Here is a 14,075-nt window from a genome sequence, read left to right as displayed (position 1 = left end):
TAGGCGGTTGGAGTGCCTATTGCGAGCCTGACTAATCCTTACCCAGTAATGGGTTTGCACTTCGAAAGAGGGAGGGGAGTGTAGCATGTCAGGAAAAGGCTGGTTGCGGGGAAATAACCTACTTTGCGCCAGCCACTCTTGTTTTACCTAAACATATGCTCTTCTGCAACAGGTTGACGTCTACGCTATCGACAAGAGTTTAGACATGGGAGACGGTTGCTTGCTAGACACTTACATTCAAAATGTGGAAGGCCCATTTTTAACCCATTATTGACATTCATAGTTAACATCTCTGTTTAGGTGACGAAATGCAGGGTACTACACAACAAAGGGAGTTAATTTTTAATGAGGCCGCTGCCACAATTTGGGATCGCGTGGCGTTATGATTGCCACCCGAGACATCAGCGCCTGCATTGCACCGGCCATTAATAAGGTAACCTTCTCTCCACGATTAGTTTTTTGTCTGCACTTCCAGGCTTGTGCTTCTGCTTGCTGTACTTTAATGCCGATTTCACGATAGATACCATGAGCAGAAGCGATGACCCAGGCTGAACGCAAAGGTAAACCAACAAGCCCTGTCAGAGCGGAGGTATAATAAGATTCCGCTTCTACAATCAATCGGGATGCCACCCGAGCTAGCGCAGGACGGTTTTCGGTATAAATAAGTGTGTCTGGCATTAGCCCTTCTTGGTGAAGCCATTCTAGCGGAAGATAGCAACGCCCGGCCTTCGCATCCTCAATAATATCCCGAGCAATGTTAGTTAACTGAAAAGCAATTCCTAGATCGCAGGCCCGATCCAGCACACTCGCCTCGCGAACCCCCATCACCTTTGCCATCATCAGCCCAACCACTCCCGCGACATGGTAACAATATCTCAGAGTATCATCTAACGTTCTGCAAGGGTCACCGCGTACATCCATCGCGAATCCCTCCAGATGTTCGAAGGCCTGTTGCTGAGGGATTTCATTACTCAGAGCAACTATCTGAAAGGCTGCAAAAGCAGGTTCGGTCATCGGCAAGCCGTCATAAGCCTGCTTCGTCAAGTATTGCAGCATTTGAAGTTTCTCGTGGGCGTCATACTTATCAACATTGCTTATTTGTCTCCCCAGCTCTTGCCCGTCTATTATATCATCACAATAACGGCACCAGGCGTACAGCATCATTGTGTTGTGCCGTGTTGCCGTATCGAAAAGTCGGGTGACACTGGCAAAACTTTTTGAGCCTTGCTCCATTATCTGAGTAACGTGTTTAAGTAGCGCGGGATTCATCTGGCTATATCCTCTAACATCAATGTGGCTGTGGCTTTTGCTGATCCAATTACGCCGGGAATACCCGCTCCAGGATGTGTTCCTGCGCCGACAAGGTACAGATTATCAAAACGGATGTCCCGATTGTGTGGTCGGAACCAGGCGCTTTGTGTCAGCAATGGTTCAAAGGAGAAGGCCGAACCTAGATGGGCATTTAGCTGGTCACGAAAATCAAATGGGGTAAAAATACGATGAACGACTAACTGCTTGAGCAGACCGGGCATATAGTACTTTTCCAGATACGCGAAAATACGGTCGCGTAAGCGTGGCCCCTCTATATCCCAGTTGAGATTAGCTGTCCCTAGGTGTGGTACAGGGGCCAGAACGTAGTAACTTGCGCACCCCGGGGGAGCAAGGGATGGGTCAGTAACACAGGGGGCATGGAGATAGAGCGAAAAATCCTCCGCCAGTCGGTCATGATAAAAAATATCTTCGATGAGTTCCTTATAGCGTGGACCAAAGCAAACGGTATGATGGGCTAATTGGGCATGGTGGTGGTTCAGACCGAAATAAAGCACGAACAGTGAGTTGCTCATTCGTTTACGCACCAGTGTTCGGGCGCGGGCCATTCCGACCGGATGCTGACTCAACAGATGTTTATAGGTATGAATAACATCGGCATTTGAGGCCACAACGTCACATGTCATATTTCGTCCATCAGTCAATTGTACGCCTGTGACCCGATTACCATGAGTGGTGAGGCGTTTTACTTTTGCATTAAGCTCAATTTTTCCACCAATATCAGTAAACAATTTCACCATTGCTTCGACCAAGGCGCTGGTTCCTCCACGCGGAAACCAGACTCCCCATTCTCGTTCCAGTGCGTGGATCAAAGTATAGATAGAAGATACAGCAAAGGGGTTACCTCCTATCAGTAGCGAGTGAAATGAAAATGCCTGGCGCAGACTCTCATCCTTGATATAGTGTGACACTTGGCGATAAACACTACGCCATGCGTGTAAACGTATCAACTGTGGAGCCGCACTCAGCATGTCGCGAAAAGAGAGGAAGGGCACTGTTCCAAGTTTCAGGTAGCCTTCATCAAAGGTCTTCCGAGAATAGTCCAGAAAGCGTCGATACCCGTTAACATCACCTGGATTGAACGTATGGATTTGTGTTTCCAGATGTTGCTGATCATTGTCATAATCAAACATCTTGCCCGACTCCCAGCAGAGCCGATAAAAAGGGCGTACGGGAAGTAAATCGACGTAATCAGCCATACGTTTACCAGCCTGTGTGAACAATTCTTCAATGACATTGGGAGCGGTGATTACGGTGGGGCCAGCATCAAAGGTGAACCCCTGTTCCTTATAAACATAAGCGCGTCCACCTGGTTTATCCCGTTGTTCCAAAATACATGTCGGAATTCCCGCAGACTGGAGCCTTATTGCCAGCGCCAGCCCACCAAAACCAGCACCAATTACCAGCGCTTTAATCATGATAAAAACCCTGAAGCTTCTTGTGTTGTTTAAACATTGCCTTTAGGGCACCTTTTATCGGCACCGGCGGTTTACCTATGAGAATCCGGGCCTTATCGATGGAATTAAGTTGCTCTGCATAAAAACGTGCAATCAGATCTGGGGAAAGTTGATAAAAACGTTGCATCACTTTCCAACGTTGTTGTGGAGCCCCAGCGAGGAAGAGCATGCGATTTAGAAGACGGAAAAAGCGTTGGTGTTGCCACTGCTGCCGTGCGTAATTCCTGAGGGTAATGAATAAGGAGGTATCGGTAAGCTCTGGCAGAGCAACAATACGATCTGCCAACCGAACAGCGTGTGGCAGAGAGTAGCCTGTTGTGGGGTGAAATAAAGCTGCACGTAACCCACTGGTGGGCTGGCCTGCTAGTTGTGCCCAGAAAGAGGTAAAATCCCCCGTAAGTGTAATCGGGAGACAACTGCTCTCTTCTCGAACTAGTTTACCCAGTTTCCAACCATGCCTCTTCGCGTACTCTGCGATAGTTGCCTGTGACAAGGTCTTATCCGGTGCTCCCCGATCAACGTAATGAGTATCCTCTATCAGCAGACGAGTTGAGGAAAACGGTAGGACATAGATAAATCGATAACCTGTATTCTGTCCCACACTGGTATCCATTAAAATCGGGCGGGTTAAAGAGTGCGATTCTTCCAGTTCCCATTCCTGACCAAAAAATGCCTGGGTACCACTCCCAATAAATGGTCCTGGTCGCCAGCCTCTCCCATCAATGACTGCGCCTGCATTTAGAGCCGAACCGTCCTGTAAGTAAACCTTCTGTGGGGTTAGCTCCTTTACTAATAAACGAGTCTGTATACGCTCGCCCAAATATGCCTGGAGTATGTTTGCAAAGTGTTGGGACGTAACACTGAAATATGAATGTGGCAATGTGCGCTGAAATGCTGGAAAAATTACGTCATAACCTGACCAGCGATAGGTGATCAGCGGTGCTATCCACCCATGTTCCGCCTCAGTAAGATCATGTTGATGAAATGACCACGTGTGATTGCCTCCTATTGTTTCTGTGTTTTCAATCATCAACACTCGGAGATGTGGTTTACACTGCTGGAGACGCATCGCGATCAGTCCGTTAGCCAATCCTCCCCCCACCAAAATCAGATCCCAGTCGTACATCATTTTGTTGATCCTCCGGCAATCACAAAGTTACTCACCTCATCAAGAGTCATATACATCACGGAAATTCGTGTTTGTTGAAAGAGATTAAAGACATGCAATCATAGCGGAAAAACTCACGTTGGGAGCAGAACAGCTGTACGCAGAGCAGCAATATCAGGAGCTATTTGACGTAGTGAGCGACTAAGCCCATCGTTTGCTTCATTTTCAAGAGCAACACGTTGCGACCCGACCCCCATTGAAATTCCTAATATTTGAGCTGCCTCTGCAAGATGGTGATTAATCGCATGAGCACGATGAACCCCTCCAGTCATCGAGCTTATGAGCAATGGTGCCTGCAAAATTTTTCCAAAGAGGGAACACTTAAGATCTATTCTGTCCAGATCCAATTCTGGCAGAGCACAATGCTGAAATCGCCACTCAGCAAACCCTGTTTTTACCTGGGTCTCAGTTTGAGGAGAATGGAATATAATATCCAGATGCTCATTTTTACGTTGAGTGTGATCGATCTTTTTCATTTTTTTGGGCCAAGGTTGAAATTAATTAAACATCGCAATATTTTTATCAAACCAATATCGTATAAAATATCGTGAGGCTAAATTTCTGCGACACGCTACCGCCAAATATTTATCAATGTATCTGATGTGCCTGCGTAAATGTTCATGCACTTTAGATTCTCCGAGCAGTGTAACCATTGTTAACTTTTCCTTATCCTGAGACATATCTTTCCCTGTATTATTTAGATCATCGCTCAAGTCATCCAGTAATTGAAATGCCTGCCCCAAATGTTGTGATACATGGCGTAATGCCTGACGAGTTATATCAGGTGCATTCACAGCAATGGCCGCTAACTGAAATGTTGCGTCGAAAAGCAAACCGGTTTTTAAATCGTTGGTGGCCGCAATGGTGTGATAATTACCAGTACATAATGTATTGTTCAGATCGCGAAACTGTCCCTGGACAAGACCGTTTAAATCAACTGCATGAGAAAGTATGGCGACAGAAGCAGATTTATCGTATTCAGAAAGATTTGTTTCTACAATGAGACCAAAAGCCCGGCTTAGCAAGGCTACAGCCGCCAGGATCGCTACACTTTCACCATACTGCCGATGAATAGCTGGGCGTCCGCGCCGATGCTCAGCATTATCCATACAGGGAAGATCGTCTAAAATTAATGAGGCTGCATGTACTATTTCAATTGCAGATGCCAGCTGTAGAAAGTCGGTCTTCCAGGGGTTTTCTCCAAGATCCAGGACTATGAGCAACAATAAGAGGGGGCGGATACGTTTTCCAGACACTAGTGTACTTTCTCGCATGGCTGCGCAGACTTTGTCATCCGGGGCTCCTGAGGGAAGTACCAATTCTAGGTGCTGTTGTAGTGCACTCTGTAACTCCAGTAATGTTTCTTCATAATTCATAACTTGTGCAGTACTAACGTTCATAAATATTTCCCGAATCACGTAAATAATTTCACTAAGCTATTTGAAAAACAATGATAAGTTTATATTACTACTACAGGCTTTAGGCTTTAGGCTTCCAGCATAACTTCATTTATCCAGCAGTGATGCATTCCCATTGGAATATGGTGCGGCAAACGCAATCTGCACACCATTGAGAGATCATCAGCATTTAAAACCACGACATCTGTACAGTGCAATTTTTCGACATAAACCTTAAAAATAAGCCAACCATCATCTTCTTTAACAGAACCCTTTTTGGCTACAAAAACAGGTTCTTCAGGCAAATCATTATCAAAACTGTGGCTTATTACACTCTTGTCAAAAAAATCAAATTTAGTTATTGATCTCTCTTCACTTTCAGAATCCCCCCAGCAAACGAACCAGGCATATCTGTACTTTCTACCACAGACTGTAGGGTTTATGGCTGGGAAATCAGTATTCCCCCTGAATAAAATTTCTTTATCGACATTCCCGGATGCAGTGCATAAAGTAAAACGACAAAGTTCTGAACTATTATTTTTAAATATATTCTGTGTAAATACTGGGAATGACCGCCAAAATGGGGCATCAAAAATCACATTTCCATCGGCATCTTCATAGCCATTTGTGAAATGAAAAATAAATCCAGGAGCTGCATCATAGAATTTCGCATCATGGCATTCTCTTGAAACTAAAAGAACCCTGCCATCTTCATTTTCACATGAATTCATAGATGCAAGTATGCTTTCATTGCCAATTACGTTCCTCAACTTAAGATTTATATGCGGCCCACCTAAAAAAAATAAAAAGTAATTTTTTGTCACTATGAAGTCGTGAATTAAGTACCTTTTCTTAAGCGGAATGTTGCATATAACAGTCATGTCACCGGTATTGTCTATTTTGTATAGCGTCAACTTAGAACCAATACCATATGTCACACCAAATCCATATAAATTATCATCATCTGGTATTTTTTTAGGATGTGCTGTAAATGGTACTTCACGAAGGTTAAGTTTGGGAAGGAAAGAGAATCGTGCTCTTAGCTTTCCAGAAAAATCATATTTTGAAATTGTCTCAAGAGTTACCGGATTAATTAAATGTGGCATTCCTCCTTCCCACAACGCCAGAAGTTTATGAGAATGATACACAATATTTGTATTTGCCGGATTTTTAATAATAAAAAATCTCATCCTGAATTTTAGTTTTTTGGGGACGGTTCCAACTGAGCGATACAGTAACCTTTGAGCTTCTTCTTCTCTTAAGTATTCTTTTGTTAACACATGTCTGTTTCTATAGAATACCCCATTATCACTGAACGTTACTTTAAATATCATCCCATCCCCATCAAATGGATGATTATAATATTCGTCTCCCCTGTGCAGGCGACCGGGACCAATTCTAAAGAAAGAACCTTTTAACTTTGAAGGAACCTCTCCTTTAATAGGAACTAATTTTGAATCAAGTTCCTCTAACTGGGATTGAAAGGGATTTAGATGGTTTTTCGAGAATACAAAATCGCTCAAGCCTTCACCTCTATATTTCCAACTGAATAATAGGTAATGATTTAATACAGGAGCTCTACAAGAAGATGCAATAATACTAAAATAACAGTACTGTGCTGAATATGAACAGAACTATTTTTTTTCAAATGGATTTTTATAACCGAAATCACAAAAAAGAACCCTGCCACTAACTAACACACTTTTGGTGTGATGGTGTACATGTAGAAGGGTGACTGAAATATTAGGAGCAATGCCTGATAAACGTGTTCTCAGGCTCGGAACGTGAGAGAGTGCAAGCATGAACTGTTCCCCAAATGTTGGACACCAATCCGTAAATAGGGGAACAGTTTAAAAATGTAAGGCTTATACCCATCATCTTTCAAGTTGCCTCTTTGTTGGCTGCACTCACTCACCCCGGTCACATAGTTTGCTATGCTCCCGGGGATTCGCTCCCTTGCCGTCGCGATGCATCTTGAAATCTATAAGGTATATATGTATTACGAAACATCAATCAAGCCAAGATCACTGCTTAATGTCGTACCACTGATATCGTAGCTGGCAAGCACTTGGCTTCCTTTTTTGTATAAAAAAGCTTTACGGGCTTCATTATCATTTCCCCATACTACAAATACATGCATAAAAACTGTTGATCCATCAGGAACCCCAAGATCGCCTGGGTCAACAGTATCGGTTAATCCAAGAGTAATATTATTACCTTGCTTACTTAAATGCTTTTCACCATCGCCATCCATATAACTGAATTGGATTCTGGCAATGAATCCACCTGAATTTTTAAGGCTCATTTTGCCGATTTCTTGCAATGTCATCACAGTCTCCTTTTGAGAAAAAACTAATAACATTTAGCTATTCAAATACATAAGTCGTCTAAGATGTGTTAAATAAAAAATAAATCTTAACGAGTGGAATAAATAACACATTAAAACCACTATAACAAATAATTATTATATTTATTCTATGAAAAAATAAAGATTATCTTGATAAGTACCAAGCATAAATGATTTCCTTTCGTTAGATGTTTAATGTGGTTGATATTTTTCTTTACAATACAATGAGATGTTTTTTATATAACAACATCTTTATTGTTTTAATTGGTAATAATTTAAATTTATAACGTTTGGTGGTTTATCATGTTAATTGCGACATAATTACACTGTGAGTAAATCATTTCGTGTTTCCTTAATAAATCATTGGATGTTTTTCCATCCTGATTTTTTCTCAGTCGATTATTTAATTGGTTTATGATAATAATTTATCTCTTGGATCAATATTTAATTAAAGTCTGTATATTAGTATAATAAATAAAAATGACCTTATCTAATACTATAAGATAATTTTTTGATTTAAAAATAATTCATTAGGTGTTTTGTATCTCAATGTCTGATGTGAGCGATTATTTAGTTTATTAATAACAAATCTTATTTTCCATTTTGTCACCGGTGAAAAGTCTGTTTCCTAATATCTTCTGTCCTTTTAGGCTGTTCAAGTGACTTTGTTGTAGGGGGAGCCGCTGGAAAGATTAATTCAAACCAGCGGTCCACTCTGCAATTTGCCCAAGATAAATAGGGTAAAAAATTTCTTTAATACCTTGTTAACGTAGGGCTTTTTGTCTGAATTTGTATTGATCTGATCAAATAACCGCCAATATATTGGTTTGGTCATACTTTATTGTAAAAATATTAATGGATTCGTATGTAATTTATTGATTATCACAACAAATTCCCTTCAATACCTTGGCATGATATGCGATATGCTCGCCGATAAAACTGGCGACAAAATAGTAACTATGATCATAACCAGTGCGTAGGTTCAATGTGTAAGGATGCTCAGTGCTTTCGCATACATCCTTCAACAGCTCAGGACGTAATTGCTCTTCAAGAAACGGATCATCGGTACCGATGTCAATTAACATATGCAATGGCTCGGCGTTATTAGCCAGCAGCTCGACTGTATCATAGGCTTTCCATATGTCACGATCTTCACCCAGATAAGCGCGAAAAGCTTTTTCTCCCCAAGGAACTTGAGAAGGAGCAATAATCGGTGAAAAGGCCGACACGCTGTGGTAACGATCTGGATTGCGTAGCGCGATCATCAGTGCACCGTGGCCTCCCATCGAATGACCACTGATGGCCCGAGCGGCTGTTACCGGGAAGTGTGCTTCGATCAGTACTGGTAGCTCTGACACCACATAATCATACATGCGATAGTGCCGTGCCCAGGGTTCCTGTGTTGCGTTGAGGTAAAAACCGGCTCCCTGACCCAAATCATAGGCGCCATCATCTGCAACTTTCTCACCACGAGGGCTGGTATCTGGGGCGACGAGGATAATACCCTGTTCGGCAGCGTAGCGTTGAGCTCCTGCTTTTGTAATGAAATTTTGCTCATTACATGTTAAGCCTGAGAGCCAATACAGCACCGGTAATTTCTGGTGTTCAGCCTGAGGAGGAAGGTAAACAGCAAAATTCATGGCACAGCCAAGCACGGCCGATTCATGCTGATAAACATCCTGCCATCCCCCAAAACAAGCGTGGCGTTCAATCCTCTCCATTCTTTTTCCCTCTGTAAATCTGTAAAACATACAGGTTCACTCATGTAACGGTGAACTTGAGGCTATCGTTTCCTGTTTTGTTAAAAACCGCCTATTACAGCATGGTTTTTAACTCCTTCAGAACGACTTAGTAATGGATGACTGTGCGAATCGATTTTCCCTCATGCATCAGATCGAATGCTTCATTAATGCGTTCGAGCGGCAAGGTGTGAGTAACAAAAGGTTTTAACTCAATTTCACCTTTCATTGCCTCTTCCACCATTTTAGGCAACTGACTGCGGCCTTTGACACCGCCAAAGGCAGTGCCTCGCCACGAACGACCAGTAACCAGTTGGAATGGACGGGTTGATATTTCCTGTCCCGCACCGGCTACACCAATAATCACTGATTGCCCCCAACCACGATGTGCGCTTTCGAGCGCGGCACGCATCACATTGACATTACCAATACATTCGAAGGTATGATCCACTCCCCATTCCGTCATCTCGATAATGACTTGCTGAATAGGTTTGTCGTAATCATTTGGGTTCAGGCAGTCGGTTGCACCGAACTGTTTTGCCAGCGCAAATTTTGCTGGATTTGTATCGATGGCAATAATCTTGCCAGCTTTTGCCTGACGAGCGCCTTGGATCACGGCAAGGCCAATGCCGCCGAGCCCAAAGACGGCAACGGAATCACCAGACTGTACTTTAGCGGTATTATGCACTGCGCCGATGCCGGTAGTGACACCGCAGCCCAGCAGGCACACTTCTTCATGGTTTGCTTCCGGGTTGATTTTTGCCAGTGATACTTCGGCTACGACTGTGTATTCGCTGAATGTGGAGCATCCCATATAATGATAAATAGGCTGCCCTTTATAGGAAAAACGGGTTGTGCTGTCCGGCATGACGCCTTTCCCTTGAGTTGCCCGCACGGACACACACAGGTTGGTTTTTCCTGATTTGCAGAACAGGCACTCTCTGCATTCTGCGGTATAAAGAGGGATAACGTGGTCACCGGGTTTGACGCTGGTGACGCCTTCACCAACCTCAACGACTATGCCGGCGCCTTCATGCCCGAGTATGACAGGAAAAATGCCCTCCGGATCATCCCCTGATAGGGTGAAGGCATCCGTATGACACACACCGGTATGGCTGATTTTGACCAGCACTTCACCGGCTTGGGGCGGGGCTACATCGATTTCAACGATTTCAAGGGGGCGGCCCGGTCCGAATGCAACAGCAGCTCTTGATTTCATAAGTTCTCCTTCTGAATAGACAGTGCGACGCGTTTGCGAATACAGATTAATAAAGTCAATCGGCTTGTCAGCGAAGATATCTTTGTAATAGTTTATTAAGAATATGATTTCGCATCTGTAGAAATGGTACAAAAATTTTAACATTAATACGTATTTTTAAAATAGCTGACTCGCGATAATTGGAAAACTATGATTTGTCATGGTTACAGATGTCCTTTCAGGAAAAGTCGGGTTGCGGAGAAATAACCAAACTTTGCACCAGTCATTGTGAGTTCCATAATATCCAACATAGCTCTATTGGCTGGCAAAGTATCGGTTAAGCAATGAGATTCTTGGGAGTTTTAACTAAATAACGTGAACGTGTTCATGAACTTGTGGATGAATTGCATCAAGCTGGCATTAAAGCCCGATACCTTGAAGGGGAAATGGTACAGGCTAAAAGGACGGAAGCAGTTAAGCACCTGAATGATGGCAGTATCACTGTTCTGGTTGCAACAGATATTGCTACCCGTGGATTGGATATTGATGATATCAGCCATGTTTTCAATTTTGATTTACCGCGCACCGCCGATATTTATCTACACCGTATTGGCCGGACAGCTCGTGCAGGTAAAGGTACTGCAATTACCTTAGTGGAAGCGCATGATCATCCTTTATTAGGCAAAATCAGTCGCTATCTGAATGAACCACTCACGTCGCGGATTGTTGATGAACTTCGCCCAACAACCAAAGCACCAAGTGACAAAGCCCACAATAAGCCATCGAAAAAAGTATTGGCTAAACGCAAAGAGAAAAAGAAAGCGGAAGAATCGAAGAAAAAAGCTAAAATACGTCATCGAGATAGCAAAAATATCGGTAAACGCCGTAAACCTTCCGGTAATCCAAAACCAGAAGCGCCAACCAATAGCAATGCGTAAATCTTTAAACGGGCCGATTGGCCCGTTAATTATAATATGCAGTTTCGCATAGTAAGATTATTCTGTGAGTAAATAATAGGCTCAGAGCAAATGTTTTTTTTAATCCGACATTCCGCACCCAATTCAGGAATGTCGGGTGATACTTTTCAAAATCTACCAACTTTATGTTTTGATTATCGCCCTGTTAAAGTGATAATCAAAGTATAAGGTAAAAAAACAGACGGCTGGGAGTGATTGATGATTACTTTTACCGTTCTACTATATTCAAAAAGTTGGAAAATATCTTCTTACAATCTCTCGTCCAATTTCTATTGATGCCGTTGCAGCTGGTGAAGGTGCATTGCAAACATGTAATGAACGATGACCAACTACAAAATGAAAATCATCTACCAATTTTCCATCAATTGTCAATGCTTGGGCACGAACTCCAGCTGCCCCCAAAGAGATGTCCTCTGATTGCAAATCAGGAATAAGCTGACGGGCATTTTCGGTAAAAAATTGGAGCGAAAACGAACGTCGAATTTCTGCTATACCTTCACTGAAATAACGTGTAGCAATCTTCCAAAAACCTTTATAAGTGAGTATCTCCATCATATCTTGCAGACAAAAATCAGTTTTGCAATATCCCTCTCGTTTAAAAGCTAATACCGCGTTCGGACCAACATCCCGTTTGCCATTGAACATTCGTGTGAAATGCACACCAAGGAATGGAAAATCAGGATTAGGAACAGGATATATCAGATGGTTGACCAAATAATTTTTACTACTATCCAGAACGTAATACTCACCACGAAATGGCACAATTTTCATTCTTGTTTCATACCCCGCTAACTTAGCAATTCTATCGCTATGCAATCCAGCACAGTTCACAATCTGTTTGGCCTTATAACTCGCATGTAAGGTTTGTATTTCAACGTAGTCGGTATATTCATGAATTGAACACACCTGCTGTTGATAATAAATATTCCCATCCCTATTTTGAATAATCTCAGCTAATTTTCCGGCAATTTCTGGGTAATTCACAATTCCTGCATCCGGAACCAGAATAGCTTCCAACCCATTGACATAAGGCTCGCGCTTTTTTAAATCAGATCGTGATAATCGATTAATTTCAATCCCGTTTTGTAATCCCCTCTGATAGATATTATCCAGAAAAGGAAGCTCTTTTTGATGTGTTGCCACTATTACTTTACCGCAGCGGTCATAATATAACCCGTACTCCTGACAAAAGTGATATATAGTTTGGTTTCCTTTTTTTGCTAAACGTGCTTTTAAACTTCCGGGAGAGTAATAAATACCGGAGTGGACAACATTGCTATTATGTCCACTTTGATGGGCGGCTACTCTATTTTCTTTATCTAATATTAATAAATGTAATCGTGGATTATGTTCTTGCAAAGCATTTGCAACACCAAGACCAACCAATCCCGCTCCAATAATAATAACGTCGTACATTTTTAATTTTTCCTTATTTATTCCTAAATAATATATGGACACCGACAAAAATTAAAGTTGGTATCCATATATGTTATTTAAAATGATTCATATCAAGATTAAATAAATATTTAAGTATACATAACCTTTCATTTTTAAAGATATTAAACTCCATCAAACACTATTTAAATACACGAAAAAGGCACACAGTAATAATAAGCGGATAAAAGATACACACCTCATGGAGTTTTCTGTTTATTATAATTTTATGTAAATTCGTGCGACTCTATTAAACCTTAATTAAATCGAATTGCTTTATCAACATTACTATCTTCTCAATATCGTTGTCAGAAAGATGGTGATGACAGGGAATAGTGAGAATTTCTTGCGCTAAACGTTCAGTAGTGGGAAGAGCTATTTGAGGCTGGCTACGCAGCCATGCTTGTTGTCGATGAATCGGTATTGGATAATGGATAGCGGCTTCAATACCATGTTTAGCTAGGTGCTGCTGCAATTTGTCTCGGTTTTTTGATTTTACCACATAATGATAATAAGCGTTTCCCGGTTTTCCTGCCCCTAAATCTGTTCCAGTTCTTGTATTGAACAATTCTTTGTCATAAAAAGCTGAAATTTCCTTGCGACGTTGTAACCACTGGTTTAAATACTGAGTTTTGATATTTAATGCAGCTGCTTGTAAAGTATCAAGGCGTGAATTTATACCAAATAAAATAGATTCATTACGTGTCTGCAATCCATGATTGCGAGCAAATTTTGCATACTCAGCTATTTTCGAGTTAGTAGTGATGAGAATCCCACCATCACCAAAACCTCCGAGTGTTTTCAGTGGATGTAGCGAAAAAGCCGCAGCATCGCCTAATGTACCGACTTGCTGGTCATTGATAGTAGTTCCAATGGCTTGAGCACAATCTTCGATAACATATACTCCCCTCATATGGCCTGTCTTTCCTACACAAATATTTTAACCTGCCCCCTCGTTATTGAACTTTTTCCTCATAGATTGATCTCAATAACAAACACGACTTGAGGTAATCTTTATGTTTTCAACCT

General features: G+C 42.0%; 12 protein-coding genes and 1 pseudogene. 1 reads left to right on the top strand and 12 read right to left on the bottom strand.

Features of this window, described 5'->3' with window-relative positions; genetic code table 11:
• Positions 1–342: 342 nt before the first annotated feature.
• The 10 genes from crtB to ACGF49_RS15915 all read right to left on the bottom strand — a co-directional run bounded on the left by crtB (position 343) and on the right by ACGF49_RS15915 (position 10,656).
• On the bottom strand, positions 343–1,269 hold the full coding sequence (crtB, locus tag ACGF49_RS15960) for a 15-cis-phytoene synthase CrtB (protein WP_387491828.1): 927 nt from the start codon (positions 1,267–1,269) through the stop codon (positions 343–345).
• Positions 1,266–2,747: a phytoene desaturase gene (locus ACGF49_RS15955; protein WP_349010826.1), complete on the bottom strand. Its 1,482-nt coding sequence runs from the start codon at positions 2,745–2,747 to the stop codon at positions 1,266–1,268. The genes crtB and ACGF49_RS15955 overlap by 4 nt, the downstream gene beginning before the upstream one ends.
• Positions 2,740–3,915, bottom strand: a complete 1,176-nt coding sequence (gene crtY / locus ACGF49_RS15950; protein ID WP_228901067.1) for a lycopene beta-cyclase CrtY — start codon at positions 3,913–3,915, stop codon at positions 2,740–2,742. The genes ACGF49_RS15955 and crtY overlap by 8 nt, the downstream gene beginning before the upstream one ends.
• A gap of 113 nt (positions 3,916–4,028) precedes the next feature.
• A complete protein-coding gene (locus ACGF49_RS15945; protein WP_228901065.1) occupies positions 4,029–4,430 on the bottom strand; it encodes an alpha-hydroxy-acid oxidizing protein in 402 nt (133 codons plus the stop codon).
• 21 nt (positions 4,431–4,451) lie between these two features.
• On the bottom strand, positions 4,452–5,354 hold the full coding sequence (locus tag ACGF49_RS15940; RefSeq protein ID WP_228901057.1) for a polyprenyl synthetase family protein: 903 nt from the start codon (positions 5,352–5,354) through the stop codon (positions 4,452–4,454).
• Between the two features lie 86 nt (positions 5,355–5,440).
• Positions 5,441–6,874, bottom strand: a complete 1,434-nt coding sequence (locus tag ACGF49_RS15935; RefSeq protein ID WP_387491823.1) for a carotenoid oxygenase family protein — start codon at positions 6,872–6,874, stop codon at positions 5,441–5,443.
• Positions 6,875–7,122: 248 nt separating this feature from the next.
• Complete coding sequence (locus tag ACGF49_RS15930; RefSeq protein WP_228901053.1) at positions 7,123–7,275, bottom strand: hypothetical protein; 153 nt, start codon at positions 7,273–7,275, stop codon at positions 7,123–7,125.
• Between the two features lie 75 nt (positions 7,276–7,350).
• Complete coding sequence (locus ACGF49_RS15925) at positions 7,351–7,680, bottom strand: hypothetical protein (protein WP_113043566.1); 330 nt, start codon at positions 7,678–7,680, stop codon at positions 7,351–7,353.
• An 890-nt stretch (positions 7,681–8,570) separates the two neighbouring features.
• A complete protein-coding gene (gene fghA, locus ACGF49_RS15920) occupies positions 8,571–9,419 on the bottom strand; it encodes an S-formylglutathione hydrolase (protein ID WP_228902560.1) in 849 nt (282 codons plus the stop codon).
• Positions 9,420–9,546: 127 nt separating this feature from the next.
• Positions 9,547–10,656 (bottom strand): S-(hydroxymethyl)glutathione dehydrogenase/class III alcohol dehydrogenase, encoded by a 1,110-nt coding sequence (locus tag ACGF49_RS15915; protein ID WP_113043568.1) that lies wholly within the window; start codon positions 10,654–10,656, stop codon positions 9,547–9,549.
• A 353-nt stretch (positions 10,657–11,009) separates the two neighbouring features.
• Between ACGF49_RS15915 and ACGF49_RS15910 the strand changes: the two are divergent.
• A pseudogene (locus tag ACGF49_RS15910) lies at positions 11,010–11,573 on the top strand (helicase-related protein); the annotation flags it as partial.
• 264 nt (positions 11,574–11,837) lie between these two features.
• On the opposite strand, the gene lhgO reads toward ACGF49_RS15910, so the two are convergent.
• Entirely contained in the window at positions 11,838–13,028 is a 1,191-nt protein-coding gene (gene lhgO / locus ACGF49_RS15905) for an L-2-hydroxyglutarate oxidase (RefSeq protein WP_113044328.1), read from the bottom strand.
• Positions 13,029–13,296: 268 nt separating this feature from the next.
• Positions 13,297–13,959, bottom strand: a complete 663-nt coding sequence (locus ACGF49_RS15900) for a DegT/DnrJ/EryC1/StrS family aminotransferase (RefSeq protein ID WP_387491817.1) — start codon at positions 13,957–13,959, stop codon at positions 13,297–13,299.
• Between the last annotated feature and the right edge of the window lie 116 nt (positions 13,960–14,075).

Source organism: Photorhabdus sp. RM96S, from assembly GCF_042879335.1.
GTDB lineage: Bacteria > Pseudomonadota > Gammaproteobacteria > Enterobacterales > Enterobacteriaceae > Photorhabdus > Photorhabdus kayaii.
This window is presented reverse-complemented; position numbering and strand designations above follow the sequence as displayed.

What these genes read in the sequence shown, in the direction of transcription:
- crtB (WP_387491828.1), bottom strand. Translation starts at nt 1,269, where the DNA reads ATGAATCCCGCGCTACTTAAACACGTTACTCAGATAATGGAGCAAGGC.
- ACGF49_RS15955 (WP_349010826.1), bottom strand. Translation starts at nt 2,747, where the DNA reads ATGATTAAAGCGCTGGTAATTGGTGCTGGTTTTGGTGGGCTGGCGCTG.
- crtY (WP_228901067.1), bottom strand. Translation starts at nt 3,915, where the DNA reads ATGATGTACGACTGGGATCTGATTTTGGTGGGGGGAGGATTGGCTAAC.
- ACGF49_RS15945 (WP_228901065.1), bottom strand. Translation starts at nt 4,430, where the DNA reads ATGAAAAAGATCGATCACACTCAACGTAAAAATGAGCATCTGGATATT.
- ACGF49_RS15940 (WP_228901057.1), bottom strand. Translation starts at nt 5,354, where the DNA reads ATGAACGTTAGTACTGCACAAGTTATGAATTATGAAGAAACATTACTG.
- ACGF49_RS15925 (WP_113043566.1), bottom strand. Translation starts at nt 7,680, where the DNA reads ATGACATTGCAAGAAATCGGCAAAATGAGCCTTAAAAATTCAGGTGGA.
- fghA (WP_228902560.1), bottom strand. Translation starts at nt 9,419, where the DNA reads ATGGAGAGGATTGAACGCCACGCTTGTTTTGGGGGATGGCAGGATGTT.
- ACGF49_RS15915 (WP_113043568.1), bottom strand. Translation starts at nt 10,656, where the DNA reads ATGAAATCAAGAGCTGCTGTTGCATTCGGACCGGGCCGCCCCCTTGAA.
- lhgO (WP_113044328.1), bottom strand. Translation starts at nt 13,028, where the DNA reads ATGTACGACGTTATTATTATTGGAGCGGGATTGGTTGGTCTTGGTGTT.
- ACGF49_RS15900 (WP_387491817.1), bottom strand. Translation starts at nt 13,959, where the DNA reads ATGAGGGGAGTATATGTTATCGAAGATTGTGCTCAAGCCATTGGAACT.